The sequence below is a fragment of the Myxococcales bacterium genome, assembly GCA_016712525.1.
GTDB lineage: Bacteria > Myxococcota_A > Polyangia > Polyangiales > Polyangiaceae > JAAFHV01.
Genome location: JADJQX010000001.1, coordinates 48,758 through 67,998, shown reverse-complemented (window position 1 = coordinate 67,998; position 19,241 = coordinate 48,758). Strand labels below are relative to the sequence as shown.

Annotated in this window: 17 protein-coding genes; 12 read left to right on the top strand and 5 right to left on the bottom strand. The window is 70.8% G+C overall.

Annotated elements, in window-relative coordinates:
• Window positions 1-17: 17 nt before the first annotated feature.
• Together IPK71_00280 and IPK71_00275 are read right to left on the bottom strand one after the other, a co-directional pair.
• Window positions 18-476: an acyl-CoA thioesterase gene (locus IPK71_00280; protein ID MBK8212156.1), complete on the bottom strand. Its 459-nt coding sequence runs from the start codon at window positions 474-476 to the stop codon at window positions 18-20.
• A 348-nt stretch (window positions 477-824) separates the two neighbouring features.
• The gene (locus IPK71_00275) at window positions 825-1,742 is read right to left on the bottom strand and encodes a hypothetical protein (protein MBK8212155.1); all 918 of its coding nucleotides are present in this window, start codon (window positions 1,740-1,742) and stop codon (window positions 825-827) included.
• 75 nt (window positions 1,743-1,817) lie between these two features.
• Between IPK71_00275 and IPK71_00270 the strand changes: the two genes are divergently transcribed.
• The 4 genes from IPK71_00270 to IPK71_00255 all read left to right on the top strand — a co-directional run bounded on the left by IPK71_00270 (window position 1,818) and on the right by IPK71_00255 (window position 5,865).
• The gene (locus IPK71_00270; protein ID MBK8212154.1) at window positions 1,818-3,176 is read left to right on the top strand and encodes a hypothetical protein; all 1,359 of its coding nucleotides are present in this window, start codon (window positions 1,818-1,820) and stop codon (window positions 3,174-3,176) included.
• Between the two features lie 104 nt (window positions 3,177-3,280).
• The gene (locus tag IPK71_00265; protein ID MBK8212153.1) at window positions 3,281-3,916 is read left to right on the top strand and encodes a hypothetical protein; all 636 of its coding nucleotides are present in this window, start codon (window positions 3,281-3,283) and stop codon (window positions 3,914-3,916) included.
• Between the two features lie 378 nt (window positions 3,917-4,294).
• Window positions 4,295-5,272, top strand: a complete 978-nt coding sequence (locus tag IPK71_00260) for a hypothetical protein (GenBank protein ID MBK8212152.1) — start codon at window positions 4,295-4,297, stop codon at window positions 5,270-5,272.
• Window positions 5,273-5,523: 251 nt separating this feature from the next.
• Window positions 5,524-5,865, top strand: a complete 342-nt coding sequence (locus tag IPK71_00255) for a DUF2325 domain-containing protein (protein MBK8212151.1) — start codon at window positions 5,524-5,526, stop codon at window positions 5,863-5,865.
• Between the two features lie 15 nt (window positions 5,866-5,880).
• On the opposite strand, the gene IPK71_00250 is transcribed toward IPK71_00255, so the two are convergent.
• Window positions 5,881-7,140, bottom strand: a complete 1,260-nt coding sequence (locus IPK71_00250; protein ID MBK8212150.1) for a hypothetical protein — start codon at window positions 7,138-7,140, stop codon at window positions 5,881-5,883.
• Window positions 7,141-7,303: 163 nt separating this feature from the next.
• Between IPK71_00250 and IPK71_00245 the strand changes: the two genes are divergently transcribed.
• Window positions 7,304-8,179, top strand: a complete 876-nt coding sequence (locus tag IPK71_00245; GenBank protein MBK8212149.1) for a hypothetical protein — start codon at window positions 7,304-7,306, stop codon at window positions 8,177-8,179.
• Between the two features lie 13 nt (window positions 8,180-8,192).
• Here IPK71_00245 and IPK71_00240 read toward each other — a convergent pair whose 3' ends face one another.
• Window positions 8,193-9,221, bottom strand: coding sequence for an aspartyl protease family protein (locus IPK71_00240; protein MBK8212148.1), 1,029 nt, complete (start codon window positions 9,219-9,221; stop codon window positions 8,193-8,195).
• 245 nt (window positions 9,222-9,466) lie between these two features.
• Between IPK71_00240 and IPK71_00235 the strand changes: the two genes are divergently transcribed.
• On the top strand, window positions 9,467-10,942 hold the full coding sequence (locus IPK71_00235) for a hypothetical protein (protein ID MBK8212147.1): 1,476 nt from the start codon (window positions 9,467-9,469) through the stop codon (window positions 10,940-10,942).
• A 291-nt stretch (window positions 10,943-11,233) separates the two neighbouring features.
• Here the strand turns inward: IPK71_00235 and IPK71_00230 are convergent, their stop codons facing one another.
• Complete coding sequence (locus tag IPK71_00230; GenBank protein MBK8212146.1) at window positions 11,234-11,902, bottom strand: TetR/AcrR family transcriptional regulator; 669 nt, start codon at window positions 11,900-11,902, stop codon at window positions 11,234-11,236.
• Window positions 11,903-12,150: 248 nt separating this feature from the next.
• Between IPK71_00230 and trxA the strand changes: the two genes are divergently transcribed.
• From trxA to IPK71_00200, 6 genes are all read left to right on the top strand, one after another.
• A complete protein-coding gene (gene trxA / locus IPK71_00225; GenBank protein ID MBK8212145.1) occupies window positions 12,151-12,474 on the top strand; it encodes a thioredoxin in 324 nt (107 codons plus the stop codon).
• Window positions 12,475-12,583: 109 nt separating this feature from the next.
• Window positions 12,584-14,767 (top strand): protein kinase, encoded by a 2,184-nt coding sequence (locus IPK71_00220; GenBank protein MBK8212144.1) that lies wholly within the window; start codon window positions 12,584-12,586, stop codon window positions 14,765-14,767.
• Window positions 14,764-15,924, top strand: a complete 1,161-nt coding sequence (locus IPK71_00215) for a metallophosphoesterase (GenBank protein MBK8212143.1) — start codon at window positions 14,764-14,766, stop codon at window positions 15,922-15,924. Before IPK71_00220 ends, IPK71_00215 begins: the two co-directional genes overlap by 4 nt.
• Before the next feature lie 1,136 nt (window positions 15,925-17,060).
• Window positions 17,061-17,822, top strand: coding sequence for a hypothetical protein (locus tag IPK71_00210; protein MBK8212142.1), 762 nt, complete (start codon window positions 17,061-17,063; stop codon window positions 17,820-17,822).
• A 71-nt stretch (window positions 17,823-17,893) separates the two neighbouring features.
• Window positions 17,894-18,586 (top strand): hypothetical protein, encoded by a 693-nt coding sequence (locus IPK71_00205; GenBank protein MBK8212141.1) that lies wholly within the window; start codon window positions 17,894-17,896, stop codon window positions 18,584-18,586.
• Window positions 18,587-18,708: 122 nt separating this feature from the next.
• Window positions 18,709-19,230 (top strand): hypothetical protein, encoded by a 522-nt coding sequence (locus IPK71_00200; protein MBK8212140.1) that lies wholly within the window; start codon window positions 18,709-18,711, stop codon window positions 19,228-19,230.
• The last annotated feature ends 11 nt before the right edge of the window (window positions 19,231-19,241 follow it).

Sequence of the window (19,241 nt, the reverse complement as noted above, 5' to 3'; positions counted from 1 at the left end):
GCGACGCGGGCGGCACGTCACGTGGGCATGTCGCGGTCTTTGCGCAGGTAGGGGAGCACCTTCTGCCGAAACCCTTCGCTCCATGGCGTCGGGGTCTTCGTGTCCATGTCGATGCGCACGAGCGCGCGCGTGCCGACCGCGTAGTCGACGTCCTCGTCCATGGGCATCACGCAGAAGCCGAACACGAGGCTCGTGCGCCCGAGCTTCTCGAGCCAAATCCGCACCCGCACCTCCCCCGTCCCCGCCACGGGCCGAAGGTACTCGACGTGGTTTTCGCGCACGAGGTGCTGCGCGTCCACGTTCTCCTTCAGGTTGTGCCAGGTCCCCCACCCGATGCGCTGCCAGAACGACCCGATCGTGCGCTCGATCAGCAGCAAATAACGTGCATTGTGCAAAATCTGGAACGCGTCGAGATCGTCGAAGTAGATCCCGTGCACGTTCTCGTGGAAGCGGACACCCGCGGAGATGGTCGACACGCGAGCCAGCATACCCCGCGTCGGTGAGGGCGTCTTCTGTCCTCACCCCGAGCCCGCGCCCTTCTGCACTCACGCCCGTGCCCGTGCCCGTGCCCGAACACTTCCTCCCCCCCCCCCCCCCGGCCCGGGCCCGGGGTTCTCGTCCCGCCCCCCGTGCCCGAACACTTCTCTCTCTCTCTCCTCTCCCCCGCACGCCCGTGCCTTCTGCCCTCGCCCGGCCCGGCCCGAACACTTCTTCTCTCTCGTCTCAGCTCTCCCCCCGCACGCCCGTGCCCGTGCCCGTGCCCGTGCCCGTGCCCGAACACTTCTTCTCTCCCGCCCCGCCGTGGCACGACCTCCCCGCCTCCCCTACCGAACCCGCAGGAACGTCACCTCGTCCCCCAGCGCCTCGAGCACCGCCTCGTACTGCCCCACGTCCTCGAGGCTCTCGAGGTGCGCCGACGAGAACGTCGGCACCCCACGCGGATCCTCGTGCTCCGCGATCCACGCCGCGCGCGGCCCACGGAGCTCCGCCGCGAGATCGTCGCGCGAGGCCAAAGGTACGAACGTCTCGAGCGCAACACTCCCATCCTCCAAGAGGTACGCGTCGACCACCTCGTCCTCGTCGACCTCGAGCTCCGTCTTGCGCTTCACGAGCACGACCACGGTGTCCTCGCTCGGGCCGGCCGCGAGGCCCATCGCGCCCATGAGCTGCTTTTGCACGTCCTCGAGGAGCTTGGCCGCACCGAACGGCGTCGCGAGCGCGGGCGCCCCCGAGGAGAGCTTCTTGGCCATCGCGACGGCGCGCTCGGCGTCTTCGTGGGTCATCTCGGTGCCCGTGAGCGCGGCGACCATGCGCTTCGCCTCTTCGAGGTCCCGCGAGAGCGTCGCGTTGCGGGCGGCCCGCTCGGCGGCCGTGAGCAGCGCCTTCGGGATCCACAGCCCGCGCCGCGCGGCCTCGACCTCGGCCACGATCTCGTCGTACGTGTCGGCCTCGATGGCAGGCTCGTCGGGGAAGAAGAAGACCCCTCGCGGATCGTCGTGCGCTCCGTCGAGCACCTCGGCGAAGGCCTCGAGCCACACGCGGCCCTCGTCGGGATCGCCCTGGAAGACGGCGAACGGCTGGAAGGTGTGCACGAGGAACGCCCCGTCGGCGAGCCGCTCGGCGTAGGGGAGGTCGCTCTCGTCGCTGTCGTCGTCGTCGCCCTCGTCGTCGTCGATGTCGAGGTAAGGCTCGAGAAGCGTTGGGTTTTTCGGGCGGAGGAGGACGAGCGCGTCGGCGGGCATCGGGGCTCGACGTTAGCCCGAGCGCGTGGCTCTCGTCACGTTCGACGGGCCGCCGTTCCCCGCGACCTCCCTCCTATGGCACTCTCCCGCCCGAGGCGCATGGGCTCCAAGAAGAAGAAACGACGAGAGGGCCCCGAAGAGGCCCGAGCCCGCCGCGAAGGCGAGCCACGCCCGGCGAAGAAGCGCGAGGCCGACCCGCCCAAAAGCTCCACCCGGTCCGAGCCCGAGGCCGCGCGGGAGACGAGCGCCGGCCCGAAGCCTCTCCCGAAGCCCCTCCCGCAGCCGAGCTTCCCCGAAGATGCGTCGGTCATCGACAACCCGCTCGCGCTCGCGGTGCTCTTCGCCGCCGTGCTCGGCGTGCTCATCCTCCTCACGTGGAAGCTCGGGGGAACGCGCGCGTCGGACGAGGGCCCCGAGTCGGCGCTGCCGAAAGAGAGCTTCCTCGTCGCCAAGATCGACGTGCCCGAGCTGCGCGCGTCGCCGCTCTACACCGCCGTGGTCGGCCAAGAGGGCACGACGGCGACGCTCGGCCTCGACGAGCTCTCGCGGGGCTGCGGGTTCGATCCGCTCACCCGCGTGGACGACATGTGGGTCACGCTCCCCGAGGGCGAGCAGCGCGGCACGTTCGGCCTCGCGGCGCACGTGCGTGTCACGGAGAGCGAGCTCGCGACGTGCGCGGAGCGGATCGCGCTCGCCCGATCCCAGAAGACGGCCCCGAAGGTCGTGGGCTCGTTCCACGTGCTCGAGGCGAGCGGCGCCGGGGCCTTCGCGGCGGGCATCGGCTTCCGTGAGGGCGGCCTGCTCGTCGTCGCGGCGGGGGAGTGGCTCACGGCGATGCTCAAGGCCGCCGAGGGGCAGCACCCGCGCGCGCTCGTGGGCGACGCGCACGGCGAGATGCTCGCGTCGCTCCGGGCCGAGGACGGCATGAAGAAGCCCACGGCGATCGTGTCGGTCGTGCTGCCGAGCGCGGTGCGCGAGCGCTTGCGCGCCGAGATGTCGCGGGAGGTGAGCGGCGCCTCGGGCGAAGACTCGCCGGAGAACGTGATGGCCGCGGTGCTCTCGGTGGGGGTCGCCGGGGCGGCGCTCGTGGCGCGCGCGGGGGAAGAGCTCGCGGTCCGCGCCGAGCTCCGCGCCGACACTCCTGCGCACGCGGCCGTGCTCGCGCGCCTCGTCGAGCGCAAGCGCTTCGCGCTCTCCAAGGAGATCGGCCTCCGCCTCTTCGGGTTCGGCCCCATCCTCGACTCCCTCTCCGTCTCGACCGACGGCGCCCGTGTGCGCATCTCCGCGCACGCGCCCATCGACGACCTCTCGCGAGGCATCGCCAGCGCGCTCGATTACGGCCGCCGCAAGGGCGCCGAGGAGGCCCCGAAGCTGCCCGCCCGTGCCCCGGACGAGGTCGTCCCCTCGAAGCGCGACGGCGGCCCTGCGCGCTGAAAATACGGCACTCTCGAGAAATCGCGCGCGGCCCTGATCCGTTTTCGTCGCGACCTGCACGAACGAGACAGAGCCTCTTCGGCTCGTCTTCGGAGGTCACGGCCATGCGCTTCGTCGAAATGAACAGGGTCGCGTTCGCGGGCAACGTATCGCCGAGCGGGCCGGGCAAGTCGCTCGCCGCGTTGGCCTCCGAGAACGGCGGGCGCCTCGAGCTCGACGAGGTCCTCCGTGTGGCCGACGTGCTCCTCTTCCACGTGGCCCAGGCGCACAAGCGCGGCGAGCGCGTGAAGGGGCTCCACGCCTCGTCGATCGTGCGCCTCCCGGACGGCAGCCTCGTGATCGAGCCGACCTCACGAGCCCACGCGCGCGCCCCCGAGCCCGCGAGCACGGCAAACGAGCAGACCGACGTGTTCGAGCTCGGCGCCCTGCTCTTCACGCTCCTCACGGGCCACGAGCCCAAGGTCGCCCTGAAGGGGCCGCTCCCCTCGGTGATCCGGGCCATGCTCGTGCCCGTGCCCGGAGGTCTCGTGGCCGCGGCCCCGGACGTCCCCTGGCACGTGGCGCGCGCGGTCGAGCGAGCGCTCCACCCGCGCCGCGCGGTCCGTTGGCTCGACATCGCAGAGCTCCGCGAGGCCCTCTTCGGCGAAGAGGCCCAACGGCGCACGTTGCCCTTAGGGTTTCAGACCCCCGACTGGGCCCGCGCCCTCATGGCCCGGCCAGAGACGCGCCGCGCGGGCTGACCCGGCCTCGAGCGAACCACGCGTCGCGAGGGAAGGTCTGGCGCGGCGCAGCGTAGGACAAGGTGCGCTTGCCGATCCCGAGGCTGAGCTCCCTGAGCTCGACCTAAAATTCTCGGAAATTCGTCAGGCGAGGTTGCCTTTTGGCCACCATGTCCTACACCGGAGCCGAGATGACGCGTCGAGACAAACTTGCTCTGACCCCCGGTTCGATCGGCCCCCTCGTGGGCCTCGCGCTTGCCGTCTCGGCGCTCGGGCTCGCGGCCTGCGGAGACTACATCGAAGGCCCGCCGCCCGCGCCGTACGAGCCCGTCGAGGTCGTCCTCGAGGAGGACGCCGGCGCGCCGACCCAGGCGCCCCCCGCGGGAGAGACCCCGCGCCGTGACGCCGGCCCCGCGACCGACGGTGGCGCGCCCAGCGACGCCGCCGTGGTGGAGCGCGCGATCCCCGCGCCGCTCACCGGAGGTCACCTTTACTACACGTTCGGCGGCGAGGTGCACCGCATCGCGGCCCGAGCCGGCGCCGCCCCCCGAGAACGTCTCGCGGGCGCTCGGCAAGTTCGGCGGTCCCGGCACCGACACGCGCATCACCGCCAGCCGCGACTCGCGCTGGATGCTCTTTACGTCCGACCGCTTCGGCGGCTGCTCGGACGACTGCCTCGTGATCGCCCCGAGCGATCTCTCCTGGGTCGACGTGGTTCGCCCCGGCGGCCGCGCGTTCACCCCCCAGGGGGTCGCCGCGATTCGCCCGGTCACGGGAGATCTCATCGTGTACGCCGCCTCGGGTGGCCCGCACCAGGTCGACGTGTTCGCGACCCGCAAGGTCTCTGGGCGCTGGAGCGAGCCCGTGCTGCTCTCGCGAGGGTCGTCGTACCCGTACAACAACATGCCCGCGCTCACGCTCGACGGAACGCGGGTCACGTTCGACTGCGGCCAGAACATGTACCCCGAGACGGGCGACAACGACGCCTGCGAGGTCGGCATCGACGGCACCGGCTTCCGCCGCGTCGCCTTCGCGTCCATGCTCCCGAACGCGCGCCAGAGCCACGTGCAGAACCCCCACGAGGGCACCGACGGGCTCTATTTCGAGGCCGCGTGGCCGGTCCCTGGTCGCGCCGTCGCTCCCGAGATCATCTGGCGCCTCCCCAAAGGCGCGACCGTTCCCGTGCCCGCCGCGCCCTCGGACAACGCCGTGTCGCCGTGCCCTCTCCCCGACGGTCGATACGCGGCGCTCTGGCTCGCGGGCCCACGAAACTCGCGCGGCGACCACGAGCTCGCGGTCTTCGGCACGGGCATGTCGCCCATCGTGCTCACCCCGGGCGTCGACGTGACCGACGTCGGCCTCGGCTGCGCCGACTGACCCACGCGCACGCTGCCAAGCTGACAATCGGCTGGAAATCGTAGGGGATCGCGCTGCACCGTCTCGGCCACGCGCGTGAGCCGCCCGCGTCGCCCTGCCGCGAACGGCGCCCGCCGTTGACAACCTGTCGCGATCGGCGACGACCACGCCCCCATCTTGCGACACCGTTTCGGGAATACCCGTGCGGGCACGCAAAACCTGGGAAAATGCAGGGCGAAACGGTTGGCGCCGCTCTTGCGAAAGGAGAGGGCATGAGCAAGCCCACCCCCCGCACCCCGAGCCCCTCTCCCGAGACCGAGTCCACCGTCGTCCTCGTCGGCGGCAACGGAGGTCTCTTCGACCGCTACCGCGAGGCCCTCGAAGAGCGCGGCCTCCGCGTGCGCCACTTCGAAAAGCGTGTCCCCCCGGGGGCGCGCCGTTCGCTCGGCCGCGTCGCCGCCATCTTCGTCGTCGTGAGCATGGTGTCGCACTCGCTCCGCGACAGCGTGAAAGACCTCGCCGACGACGGCACCAAGGTCGTCTACCTGCGCACGGGCTCCGTATCCGCGGTGCGCGCGGCGGCGCTCGAGCTCTCGCACGACCGCGCCGCGTGACCTACGCGCGCGACGTCACTCGGCGACGGCCTCTTTGACGAGCATCACCATGTGGCGCGCTTTGACGGGCGCGAACGGGTTGTTCGGATCGGCCGCGACGGGCTCGCGAGGCTCTCCGTCGAAGCGGACGGTGACGCCGGTCTCGGCGGCAGGGCGAGGCAAGGTGACGATCATGTCGGCCCAGCCCGTGGCGAACGCGCGGGTCTCGGTGGCCTGGGGGAGGGTGCTCCACGTGACCTCGAGGGGCTTCGTCTCGACGGGCTCGGTCGCGTCGCCCGGGGCCACGAACGCGGTCAGATTGACGGTGGTCTTCGGTGCCGTGCCCTCGAACGAGCCGGCGCGGAGCGCGTAGCGGATGCGGAGCTTGCTCGCGCCGGGAGCCACGCGGAGGCCGAATTTCGAGCCTTGCGAGACCCGGAGGCACTGCGCCGCGCCCTCGCAGTCGCCGAGCAGGCGCGGCGCCACCGCGGGGTAAGTCGGCGTATCCACGGCAAAATCGAACCGGCTGCGAGCCTTGGGCAAGGGCGCGCTCCCGACCTGGACCGTGCCGTTGACGAGAGAGTTGCCCGTCGGGTCCTTCACGGAGACCTCGAAGGACGCTTGCGATGGCGTGTCCCACGCGGACGAGAGCGCCAAGCGGTACGAGAGGCCGAACGCCCAGGGGGTGCCCGCGGCCGGGGCGAGCGCGCGGACGTCGAGCGTTCCGTTCGGCGTGACCCGCACGTCCTCGGGGAGGACGCCCTCGCTGAAGCGCACGATCCCGGGCTCCCACGGCGCGGACGCGTTCTCTCTTCCGGCGAGCGTGGGCTCGGTCGTGTCGGCCTCGAGCGGCCCTTGGAAGGTGGTCGGAGGCACTCCGGGGCCGGTCAAGGCGATCGAGCCAGGCGTGCCGTCGGGCGTGCGCGCGAGGGTGAACGTGTAGGGCTGACGTTGGAGCACGACCTCGCCCTTCACGTCGCCCGCGTCGATGCTGTCCACCCGGGCCCGGACCAGGGTCGAGTCGTAGAAGGCCGCGCCGTGGAGGAACACGGCGAGCTTCCCGTCTTGGTTGACGAGGTCGACGCGCATGCGACCGCGCGTGGCGCCGTACGGCGAGCTCTCGACGCGGAGCGGGGCCTCGAAGCTCCCGAGCAGGCTCGCCTGATCCGAAGGCAGCGGCGTGGCCGACGCACGATCGGCCGCGGCGGCGGCGTTGTTCGGGGTCTCCGACGTGCACGCGCCGGCGCCGAGGAGGGTGAGGACGAGACCTGCGAGCACGAGCTTCGACGAAGGCATGACCGCGCGATAAGCACGCCGTGTGCCGTGCTCAAATGTCAGTGGTTCCAGGTGGTTACGAGATGCCTTGGGCGGCGCTGTGGCACAGCTCGGCACCTCCCCGGCGCGCCATGTCAGGGGCCTCGGGGAAGCTCGTGGGCCGCGGCGCGTATACCCTGAGACCGTGAACCTGCCCCTCTCTCGATGGCCCATCGTCGTGTCCCTCGTCGTTGCGGCGGCCGCTGGCGCGTGCGGTGGGGGCTCGTCCGAAGAGAGCGCCGACGGCGGAGCGGGCACGGGCTCCGACGCGAGCACCTCGAGCGACGGCGCGACGAGCGCGGTCGACGCGAGCCCGGGCTCCGACGCGAGCGCGTTCGACGCGGGCCTTCGTGATGGGAGCGCGGTCGACGCGAGCGCGGACGACGCGAGCGCGAACGACGCGAGCGCGGACGACGCGAGCCCCGGCGATGGGGGCGTGGCGGACGCGAACGTGGTCGACGCGGCGCCTCCGGTGATCACCGATCCGTTCGACCCGAGGAGCTGCGACGGCCCCGCGATCGACGCCGCGATGGCCCTCGCGAAGCTCGGCGGCGCGCCTCGACTGAAGCTCGCCGACGCCACGCTCATGCGGCGCGATCGTACGTGCACGGGCGCCGACCCGGCCACCTGCGGTCCGTGGGGCGCGCCCGTCCCTCACACGCAGGCGCTCCTCACGTACTCGGGCGGCGTCGTCACCGACTACAAGACGTTCGCGTTCTCGACGCACCTTGTACTCTACACGCAGAGCGGTCAGCCGCGCTTCTCGGTGAGGCACACGTCCGACTACCAACACGACGCGAACGCGAGCGCTCGTGGGGTCGTCTTCTCGTTCGGCGCGACGCCGATGGTGAACACGTATCCCATCATTTACGTTTGGGATTTTGCCCCTGCACCGAACCGCTACGACGACCTCCAGGGACTGCTCGGGCAGCGCGCCGAGCTCCACGCCGCCGCGACCTGCGCGCGCCTCCACGTGACGAGCGGCGTCTCGCGCGAGATCGTCGCGCTCTACCGGTACTGACGGGCTCGCGCCCTCACGGAGGCCCGAGGCATCGTCCGTGGAAGGTGCCTTGGCCGATCACGAGCACGCACCTCCGGAGGGCGTCCATGCCGAGCACCCCGTCGCGTGGGCACGAGGGGGTGCTCGCGCCGGGCAGGATCCCCACGTCGACCTCGGCCTTCACGTCGCCCACGGCGAGCGACGTGCCGCGCAGCACCTTCGACTCGACCTTGCCTGCGGCCAAGATGAGCGGCTCTCCCGGCTCGGCGCGAGGCGCGAGGGCCTTCCCCGCGGGCGACGTCGCGAAGAGGTCCGTGCGCTGCGCCCCCGTGTCCACGAGCAGCGAGACGGCTTCGTCGCCGATGCGCGCGGGAAGGACGAACGTGAGCGCCGGCAAGAGACTCGCCGGATCGGCGCACGCGACCGGCTCGGGGAGCGACTTGGGCTCGGGCCTCGAGAACGTGGCCCACTCGGCGAGCGCGCCCTTCTCTTCGCCCGGGCTCGTCGTGTCGCGGAGCTCGCCACGCAGGAGATCGAGCACCACCGTGCCCCCGAGGCTCTGCGGCGACAGAAATCCCCCGATGCCGAGCCGCTCGAGCGCCTCGGGCACGTCGATGACGAGGGTCGGGCGATCCTCGAGCGGGCCCCATCCGTCGACCACGATCTTCGGCGCCGACGTGCGAAGGCTCGCCACCGCGCGCCCCGCGTGATCGAGGCTGCGATCTCCTTGGTCGTCGACCGTGAGCTTGGCCTTCTTGGCGAGCCACCGTGTGAGCACGTGGGAGCTTGCGCCCGTGTCCACGAGGAGCAACGTCGGTGCACCACCCACCGTGGCGCGCACCACGGGGAGGCGGAAAGGGCGCCCTTCGACCTCGTACTCGAGGCGCGCGCGCCGAGCGGGCCGGGTGGGCTTCGGGCGCTCGCACGGGCCCGCGGGGCACGTCGGCGTCTTCGTGGGCACGACCTCGGGGGTGCACGCGCCAGAGGCGAGCCCGAGCGCCGTCACCATCACGGCCGCGAGCAGCGAGGGCGTCGGTGGGGTGGGGCTCGGCGGGCGGGGCACTCTCTCCGAGCTTAGCAGCCGAGGCCGTCGTCCCGTCGCGCTCGGCGATTTCGCGCGCGCGCGGCCAGCGATGGATGTCGACCGATGGGTACATATGTCGTGGTACGTCGAGAGACCAGGATCCCTCGTGGCCCACCGAGGGCCTCGTTTCCATGCCCTCCCGTGGCCTCGAGGTGTCTGAAAATCCCGTACCGAACGGTCGCTCGCCGTTGCCGCCCTCGGGGCCTCGTGGCACGCTCGGTCCCATGCGAAGGTTCGTCGTCGCGGGGCTCGGGGTCGTGTCGCTGGGGATCGCGGCGTGCGGTGGGGTCGAAGATCCTCCCGCGCTCGACTCGGTCGACTTCACCGCGCCCGTGCCCGTCGCGTTCCGCCCCGAGGCCGTACGCGCCCCTCAAACGTTCGCCGACGTGGCGAAGGTCTCGGCGAACGAGATCCGTGTCCCTCGCAGCGGCGCCTCGGCCGAGGTGCTCGCGCGCGTCGTCCCGGGAACGATCCTCGCGTCGAACCGTTCGGCCTCCGCGGCCAACACCGAGAACCCGTACGGCTTCTTGCGCAAGGTCGTCGAGGTGAAGACGGTGGGCGAAGAGGCCGTCCTCGTGACCGAGCCCGCGTACCTCGATCAGCTCTTGTCCGAGGGTGATCTCGTGTGGGGCGAAGGTGGCACCCCGTCGATCTTCGGCGACGAGCCCGCGCCTGGCGTGCAGACCAAGGCGCCCACACCGAGCGGCGTCGCCAACGGCTCGACCACGTTCGGCGGCGAGTACGAGGCCGACCCCGACCCGAAGGTGAAGTTTCGCCCCGTCGTCGGCGTGTCGAACGCGAAGATCTCGCTCGGCACGAAATTCACCGGCGAGCTCAAGCTCCGAAAGGCCCTGGGCATCCCCTATGGCGTCAAACGCGCGAGCGCCCGCGTCGATTTCGACCCGCTCGTCGCGGCCGATTTCCGCTACGGCGTGAAGGTGGTTTCGGCGGCCTCGTCGCAGGGCGGCGCGCTCGACAAACGCTGGGAAGGCCCGAGCGTCGCGATCCCCGTGTCCGGCCCGATCCCCATGACGGTGCGCCTTCGGCCCGAGCTCCGGTGCACCCTCACGGTCACCGGCGAGGTCTCCGCCACGAGCCGCCTCGAGCTCCGTGGGCACGCGGCCGCCGGCTTCGTCTACGACGGCGGCACCGACATCCAGGTCGTGAACGAGCCTCCCACCTTGAGCGCGCAGCACCAGTTCCTCGGCGTCACCGCCAAGGCCGGAATGACCGGCGAGTGCACCGTGCAGGCCGTGGTGAGCTTGCTCGCGTTCGACGCGGCCGGCTTCGAGGTCAAGCTCGGTCCGTACGCGCAGCTCACCGGCGAAGCGTGCGTCACCGTCGGCAACGGAGGCGACGTGGGCGGAGGGTTCGCGCTCTGGGAGCAGCACGGCCTGCGCATCGATGCCGGCGGTCGCCTCCAGGTCCCGGGCCTCGGCTTCCCCTCGGTCTCGAAGGATCTGCTCACGCTGAGGCCCATCAAGTCGGACCCTCACTACTTCGTCGGCAACGCCAACACCTGCACCCCCAACGCGAAGGACACCTGCGTCGGCAAGGTCGACGGCCTCTACTGCAGCGAGCTCGCGGCGTTCGGCGCGTACGCCTGCAAGAACGGCAGCATCGTCGGAGGCCAGCAGTGCGCGAGCCCGAAGGTGTGCGCGGGGCCGAACGGCCCAGGCTCCACGATCGTGTGCCGCTGACCCGTTCTCCCGCTCGGGACGTGCGGGTCATTGGTCAGAAATATCCGTAGTTTCGGGCATTTATAGCCCGTCAGCGCGCGTCGTTCCCTCGGGGCGGCGCCAGCAGCCCGTTGATTTTCGGACCGAGGCCGTTCGACGTCCGCGCCCGACCCGCCGAGGCGCGATCCGAGGAGCGCCCGGAGCCTACTTTTGTAGGTGAGGACGACCCTTGGAAGTCCCCGACGGGGGACGCACCGCAGGATCGCAACGATGGCGGTCGGGATGCGGCGGCGAGCGGCCGACGGGAGAAGATCAACGGGCTGCTAGGGCGACGCCGAGATCCGCGAGCCCGGTCATGAGCTCGAAGAGCTCGCGCTCGCGTCGGCCCGAGGTGTCGACGAGCCGCAGGAGCGACGCCCCTTGGAAGAAGCAGAGGAGCGCGGTGCAGAGCGCGTCGAAGCTCGGGTTCTTCGCGGCCTCGGGGAACCACGCGCGGGCGGCCATGAGGGTGGCCTTCTCGTGGGCCTCGAGCGCGGGCACGAGCCTCGCCGCGAGCTCGGGGCTCACCGCGGCCTCGGCGAGCGCCTGCTGGAGGATCTGCATCTCGGGGCTCTTGTAGATGCGCCAGAGCTCGGGCAACGCGGCGCTCGGCGAGCGGTTCTCGGTGCGGCTCGCGTAGTCGATCACGTGGTGCCGGAGGCGGGCGAACATCTCCTCGACGGCGGCGGTGGTCAGGTCGAAGAGCGTGGGAAAATGGCCGAAGAGCGCGCCCCGCGACATGGAACAGCGCTCGGCGATCGTGGCCACCGTGGTGTTCGTGAAGCCCACGTCGGAGAACGACTTGATGGTGGCCTCGATGAGCTCGCGGCGCGTGGTCTCGCGGCGCTCGGCCTGCGTGCGGCGCTTCGGGGCCGCGGCCTTCGCGGCGCGCGGGGAGTCGGGTCGAGCCTTGGGCTTCGGGGTCGGCGGGCGACGAGGCATGGGGCGGGCCGCCCGAGGGTAGCCGAGCGCGCCGCGCCGCACGGGCCTTTCGTCGTGCCGGACCGGAAAGGGCAGAGGTTTGCCCGGCCCCACGATTTCGCACGCCGACCCGGTGGATTTTCGGAGAGGCCTTGCTTACCTTCGGGAAGCGGTCGTCGCCGGGCAAGGTGCCCGCGATCGCAAAAGTCGTCGCGCGTTCGCCGCGCGCGCTTCTGCCCACGCCCCACGCATCCCAAGGAGTCTTCCTCATGGCCGGAAAGAACGTGATCGAGCTCACCGACGATAACTTCGACGCGGAGGTGGTAAGCTCGCCGATCCCCGTGCTCGTCGACTTCACGGCGACCTGGTGTGGCCCCTGCAAGATGCTCGCGCCCATCGTCGAGAAGATCGCCGACGAGAACGTCGGCAAATACAAGGTCGCCAAGCTCGACATCGACGACGCCCCCAAGGTCACCCAGCGCTTCGGCGTGCGCAGCGTGCCCACCGTGCTCGTGTTCAAGGGCGGCTCCAAGGCCGGCCAGCACGTCGGCGTCACCAACAAAGAGACCCTCATCAAGATGCTCGAGGGCTGAACGCCTGCCGAGCCGCCTCGAGCGGTCATTTTTCGAAGGTCACGTTTCTCAGGAGACGTGGCCTTTGCTTTTGGTGTGGGATTTCCCCGCCGCGGCTATTCTGCGGGGTATGGCCAAAAAAGGGGCACCGCCGGCCTCCGTGACCCTGAGAGACTCGCTCTCGGGGCAAGCGCTCGTGGGCACGGGGCGAGTGACCTACCACCTGCGCGATTGTGTGGGCGAAGGGGGCCAGGGGTGGGCCTTTCGCGCGCGGTGGAACCACCCCGAGGGCGTGGTGGTGCTCGCGAAGGTGCTGCGCCCCGACACCGTGAGCCTCGAGGCGCTGCGCCGGTTCCAACAAGAAGCCGACGTGCTCCGCATGCTGTCGATGCAGCCGAACCCGCACGTCGTCCGGTTCTACGATCACGCCGTCGCGCAGGTGCCGTTCGCCGGGCAGACGATCGCGCTCCCGTTCACCGTGCTCGAGTTCGTGAACGGCCCTTCGCTCGAGCAGGTGCTACGGACCTCGGGAGCGCTCGCGGTCGTGAGGGTGAGGCGCATCCTCCGCCACGTGGGGCAAGGCCTCGAGACCGTGCACCAACAGAAGGTCGTGCACCGCGATCTCAAGCCCTCGAACATTTTGCTCTCGACCGAGGGCGGCCAAGAGGTGGCCAAGGTCACCGACTTCGGCCTCGTGAAGCTCGCCGAGCTGAACCTCGTGCGCACGGCTTCGCTCGCCGGGGCCTCGATCGGGTACGCCCCGCCCGAGCAATACGAGCGCGGAAATCAGCGGGTTTCGCCCCGCACGGACGTGTTCTCCCTCGCGGCCGTGGCGTACGAGATGCTCTCGGGCAGGCCCGCCTTTCCCTTCAGCGACGGCGAAAATCCGCTCGTCGTGGTCACTCGCATGTTGAACGGGCCGCGGCCTTCGCTCGTGCGGATCCAGACGGCGCTCCCGCGTGAGCTCGCGCGTCGACCCGAGAAGCTCGCCGCGATCGACGCCGTGCTCGCGAAGGGGCTCGCCGCCGATCCTGCCCACAGGTACGACGGGGTGCGCACGTTCGTGAACGAGCTCGACGCGGCCCTCGCCCCCATCGAAGACGCCGAGAACGTGCCTCGTAGCCTCGTGTCCCCGTTCGAGGCCACGGCGCCCACCGATCCGGGCATCGTCACCGGCGAGCAGCGTTCGCTCGCGTCGCTCGGCGCGGGCACCGGCGAGCAGCGTTCGCTCGCGTCGCTCGGCCCCGGCACGGGGGAGCAGCGCTCGTTCGCCGCGGCCTCGCACGAGCCGCCCGCGTTCGTTCCCGTCGTGTCTCCGTCGGGGCCGCCCCTCTCCCAGAAAGTCGACAACCTCGACACGCTCCCGTACGGGCGCCCTCTGCGCTTCTCGGAGACCGTGGCATCGCAGCCTTCGTCGTGGAAATTCGCCGTCGTCGCTCGGCCTCCGCGCCCGCTCGGTCTGCGCGCGGCGGCGATCGCGTCGTCGGGTGAGGTCGCGGCGGTCGGCGCCGTGGGCGCGCTCGTGTGGGACCGTGGGTTGTGGCAGCCGATCGCGTTGCCACGGGACATCGATCCTCGCGCGATCCGCGGCGCGTTTTGGGCCGATGGGCGCGACATCGTGCTCTACGGGCACGGCTCGCTCGTCGCCGTCGTGTCTCCGCGAGGCACGGTGACCCGTGTCCCGGTGGCGCGCCCGGGCGTCGAATTTTGTGGGGCGGGCCGCGCGCCGGACGGCTCCGTGTGGCTCGTCGGCGAGGAGCCGTACCGCGGGAGCCTCACGCGGAGCGTCCCCCTCGGCGCGACCGCCGGCGTCGCCGTGCGCCTCGCCCAAGGTCGTCTCGATCCGTTCGTCGAATGCCCCGACGCGTCGAGGCTCCTCGGGGTCGCCGTGGTCGGGAACGAGGTGCTCGCGTGCGGCGATCGCGGCGCGCTCGTGCGCATCCACGCCGATCGCGGCGAGCTCATCGGCACCCTCTGCCACGGAAATCTCTATGCGATCTCGTCCCTCCCCGATGGCCAAGCCGTCACGGTGGGGGCGGGTGGGCACGCGCTCCTCGTGAACGAGCGCCGCGCGGGGCAGCTCGAAGCCGTGCAGACTACACGGGATCTCGTCTGCCTCTCGGTCGCTCCTGACGGCTCGGCTTGGGCCGGCTCCGCCTCGGCGAGGCTCGTGCGGCGGAGCGCGGGCTCGTGGCTGCGCATGACCGGGGAGCTCCCGACGCAGGCCAACGTCGTCGCGCTCTCGGCGAACGAGTCGATGGTGCGCGCCGTGCTCGACGACGGCGCCCTCTTGGAAGGGCGCATCGTCGCGTGAAGCTGCCGCCGCGGCCGAGCCGCATGGTCGTGATGCTCTTCTACGGCACGGTGGTCGCCCACCTCGGCCCCACCCTCGGCGTCTTCGGGGCAGCGAGGGAGCGTGGTCTCGGCGCGCTCGCGAGCGTGGGTCTGGCGCTCGTCTTCGTGCTCCTCGGTGTCGGGGGCTTCGTCGCGAGGGTGTGGCACGGCCTCGAGGACCGCAAGGGCGAGGAGCGGCTCGTCACCTGGTTTTACGTGCCGTACTTCGTGCATTGGTGCGCGTGCATCTTCGCCCTCGTGCCGAGCGCGCTCTTCCTCGTGGTGCGGCCGATCGTCGGGCTCGTGACGGGCGGGGAGCTCTTGCCGCTCGTGTTCTTCTCGCGGGTGTACCTGCTCGGGCTCGCCGTGGGGGCGTATGGCATTTACGTGCGCCGGAGGTGGACGGAGATTCGGCGCGTCGAGGTGCGTGTCTCGGGGCTCCCCGCCGCGTTCGACGGGTACACGATTGCCCACTTGTCGGACCTGCACATCGGCTCGTACACGCCAAAATCGTGGGGAAAACGCTGGGCCGAACGCGCCAACGCGCTTCGCCCCGACGCGGCCGTGCTCACCGGAGATTTCGTCACGAGCGGCGTGGCCTTCCACGACGACATCGCCGAGGTGGTCGGAGCGCTCCGCGCGACCGACGGGGTGTTCGTGTCGATGGGGAATCACGACTACTTCGGCGACGGCGAGCCCATGATTGGCTATTTCCGGGAGCGCGGTGTGCGTGTGCTCCGCAACGAGGGGCAAACGCTCACGCGCGGAGATGCCACGCTCTACCTCGCCGCGATCGACGACACCTGGACCCGTCGTGCCGACATGGACGCGGCGCTCGCCGCGCGACCCGAGGGCGCGCCGTGTGTGCTCCTCGCCCACGACCCGGAGGTGTTCCCCGAGGCCGTGAAGCGCGGGGTCGACCTCCAGCTCTCGGGCCACACGCACGGAGGCCAGCTCGCGATCCCCTTTTTGGCGCGGCGTATGTCGCTCGCCACGCTCGCGCACCGGTTCAACGTCGACGTCTACACCGAGGGGCGCTCGACGCTCTACGTGCACCCCGGTCTCGGCACCACGGGCCCGCCCATTCGCCTCGGCGCGGCCCCGGCGATCGCGCTCATCACGCTCCGATCGGCGTAGGGAGCCCCCCGACTTCTTCGCTCGTGCCGGTGTCTGCCGTCTCGCCCGTGCCCGTGCCCGTGCCCGTGCCCGTGCCCGTGCCCGTGCCCGGTGTCTGCCGTCTGCCGTCTGCCGTCTCGCCCGTGCCCCTGCCCGTGCCCGTGCCCGGTGTCTGTCGTCTGCCGTCTGCCGTCTCCCGTCTCCCGTCTGCGGTCTCGCCCGTGCCCGTGCCCGTGCCCGTGCCCGTGCCCGGCGTCTGCCGTCTGCCGTCTCGCGTCTGCCGTCTGCGGTCTCGCCCGTGCCCGTGCCCGTGCCCGTGCCCGGCGTCTGCCGTCTGCCGTCTGCCGTCTCGCGTCTGCCGTCTGCGGTCTCGCCCGTGCCCGTGCCCGTGCCCGTGCCCGGCGTCTGCCGTCTGCCGTCTGCCGTCTCGCGTCTGCCGTCTGCGGTCTCGCCCGTGCCCGTGCCCGTGCCCGTGCCCGTGCCCGTGCCCGGCGTCTGCGGGACGATGGCTGAGGCGTGGAGTCAAAGGTGTGTAATATACACTATTTTGGCGGCATCGATGGTCGGCCGTGGCGCGTCGCAGTTTCGGGCACGGGCACGGGCACGGGCACGGGTGAGCGGAGAGAGGGGAGGAGAGCAGGGAGAAGCGGAGCGTCGCTTCGCAGTTTCGGGCACGGGCACGGGCACGGGCACGTGTACGGGCGAGAGGAGAGCGGAGAGAAGCGGAGCGTCGCTTCGCTGATTCGGGCACGGGCACGGGCACGGGCAGGTGTACGGGCGAGAGCGGAGAGCGGAGAGAAGCGGAGCGTCGCTTCGCTGATTCGGGCACGGGCACGGGCACGTGTACGGGCGAGAGCGGAGAGCGGAGAGAAGCGGAGCGTTGCCGCTTCGGGCACGGGCACGGGCACGGGCACGGGCACGGGCGACCGGAGAGCGGAGAGCGGAGAGCGGAGAGCAGAGCGGAGAGATGCGGTGCGGAGCGTCGCTTCGCGGATTCGGTCACGGGCGAGATGCGAGAGCTGCGCGCGCCCTTCTTAGGCCGCTCTCAGTTGAGGCAGGCCGGGCCGTGAGCCATCGCTACGTGTGAGAAATCGCGCTCGATCGCCCGCAAAGAGCAGGCGTAGGGCGATGTGTGCACTCTACCGTCGAGGTGTGCTTTGAAGCTCAGCGCCGTCGTCTCTCTGCGTGTGTTCGTCGCCATGGTGGCGCCCGTTCTTGCCATCGCCTGCGCGACGGGGACCTCGGTGCCCCTCGAGGACGAGGAGGAGATCGTCGGAGCGCGGACCGAGCCGTCGTCGACCGCGTCGGGCACGAAGCCGCAGGCTCCTCCGCCGAAGCCCACGGGCACGCCAGAGAGCGACGCGTCCACGCCCGAGCGTGACGCCGCGGCATCTCCCGACGGCGCGACGAACCCGCCGCCGCCTCCGCCACCTCCGTCGGGTGGCAACGTGGTGAACGGCACCGTGTCCGGCGTCTCCATCGCCCCGGCCGAGGCGCACGCCATCGTGATCAACATGAACGGCGTGCGGGTCACGTCGGTCGCGGTCGCCCTGCAAGACCGCGCAGGTGGCTGCAACGACTACGGCCTAGGGACGGAGCGGCCGAACATGTCGAGGCTCCGCCTCCAGGTGTACGTGAACCCGAGCAGCAACCAGGCGCTCACTCCGGGGACATTCACGATCGGGCAAGGTGGTGGGGTCTTCGTCGACGCGCTCCTCGGGAAGAGCAGCGCTTCCTGCGGCGAGACGCTCGCGTCGCCCGCGAACAAGGCGACGTCGGGCACGATCACGTTCACGTCGTTCCAGCCGTCGGCCGTGGGCACGTTCGACGTCACGTTCCCGGGGGGCCGCATGACGGGCTCGTTCGGTACTCCGCAGTGCGCGAAGAACCCGGGGTCTTCGGGCACCTGTGTGCCCTGAGTCGCTGAGACGTCCTAAGAAGGGCGCCCGGCACGCGGCTCCGAGCGGCGCTCTGCGCTACACCGCGAGCCATGAAAAAAGCAGCGTGGCTCGTGCTCGGCGTCGTGGCGATGGTGGCGTGCAAGGCCGAGGTCGTTCCCTCGGATAGCCCCTCTCCTCAGCCGACGACCACCGAAGCCGGAGCGACCCCCGAGGGTGGCAGCGAGCCCGAGGTCGACGCAGGTCCGCTGGTCTGCCCGCCGAATCTCCAAGGCTTCGACCCGCTCGTCGGTCCGCCCGGGACGGCCCGCAAGGCCGCCTGCACCGACGCCGAGATCGACGCGCTCGTGCGAGCTTGCCTCGAGAGCTCGGACCGCTTCGAGGACCCGGCGTGCACCGGGATCACCACGCCTTGTGGCCAGTGCATGCTCAGCAAAGAGAAGGACCCGACCTGGGGGCCCGTGGTCATGCTCGGCGACGCCTCGATGCACGGCTTCGTGGTCAATCAGGCGGGCTGCATCGAGAAGACCACCGGCGTCGCCGGGTGTGGAGACGCGATCGTGTCCTATTCCGATTGCCTCTCCTTCGCGTGCTCCGGCGACACGTGCCCCAAGGCCTCGGACCGCGAAACGTGCCGCAAGGCCGCCGAAAAGGCGCCCGAGTGCGCGAAGCTCGCCCCCTCGGCGGCGTGCATCGCGGCGTACGAGAGCCGCGGAAAATCGTGTGTCGTGGCTGGCAAAACGGGATTCGTCACGGCCATGAAGGCCTTTTGCCAAATGCCTTGAACGCGCTCGCGAGCCCCCGAGACGAAGAGTCTTAGGTCGGTCTCAGCGGCCTCGCCGCGGCCTTCGTGCCATCACCCGTCTCGCGCGGCTCGCCGCGCTCGTCGTTCGAAAAGGAGCCTTACGTGAAGCTGTCCCTCTTGCCCGTCGCCGCCCTCGCTCTGACCTTCACGGCCTTCGCCTGCACGACCACCGTGACACGCACGCAGACGGACGACCCCGACTCGAGCACCACGAGCGACGGCGGCTCCGCCGAGCAGGACGGCGCCACCGCGGCGAAGGACGGCTCGTCGACCCCCTCCGGCAAAGACGCCCAGCCGTCGACGCCCACGTCGGCCGACAAGTGCTCCGGCGAGTCGTCGATGCAGGCCTGCCAGCAGTGCTGCGCGCAAGAGGAGCAAGCGGCGTACGGCGCGTTCCAGAACGCGCTCCTCGCCTGTGGCTGCAAAGAGGGAGTCTGCAAGACCCAGTGCGCCACCACGCTGTGCGCCGCGACCCCGCAGAACCCTTCGGCCGAGTGCCAGACGTGCCTCGGACAGTCGCAGAGCGGGGCCTGCCGCGCCGACATGGAGAAGGTGTGTGGCGCTGGAGGCGCGTGTGCGCCCTTCTCACAATGCGTGGAGTCGGGTTGCGCGGGCAAACGATGAAGCCAGAGCCG

Coding starts and splice junctions, on each gene's coding strand:
- IPK71_00275 (MBK8212155.1), bottom strand. CDS start 1,742: ATGCCCGCCGACGCGCTCGTCCTCCTCCGCCCGAAAAACCCAACGCTT.
- IPK71_00270 (MBK8212154.1), top strand. CDS start 1,818: ATGGCACTCTCCCGCCCGAGGCGCATGGGCTCCAAGAAGAAGAAACGA.
- IPK71_00265 (MBK8212153.1), top strand. CDS start 3,281: ATGCGCTTCGTCGAAATGAACAGGGTCGCGTTCGCGGGCAACGTATCG.
- IPK71_00255 (MBK8212151.1), top strand. CDS start 5,524: ATGAGCAAGCCCACCCCCCGCACCCCGAGCCCCTCTCCCGAGACCGAG.
- IPK71_00250 (MBK8212150.1), bottom strand. CDS start 7,140: ATGCCTTCGTCGAAGCTCGTGCTCGCAGGTCTCGTCCTCACCCTCCTC.
- IPK71_00235 (MBK8212147.1), top strand. CDS start 9,467: ATGCGAAGGTTCGTCGTCGCGGGGCTCGGGGTCGTGTCGCTGGGGATC.
- IPK71_00230 (MBK8212146.1), bottom strand. CDS start 11,902: ATGCCTCGTCGCCCGCCGACCCCGAAGCCCAAGGCTCGACCCGACTCC.
- trxA (MBK8212145.1), top strand. CDS start 12,151: ATGGCCGGAAAGAACGTGATCGAGCTCACCGACGATAACTTCGACGCG.
- IPK71_00220 (MBK8212144.1), top strand. CDS start 12,584: ATGGCCAAAAAAGGGGCACCGCCGGCCTCCGTGACCCTGAGAGACTCG.
- IPK71_00205 (MBK8212141.1), top strand. CDS start 17,894: ATGAAAAAAGCAGCGTGGCTCGTGCTCGGCGTCGTGGCGATGGTGGCG.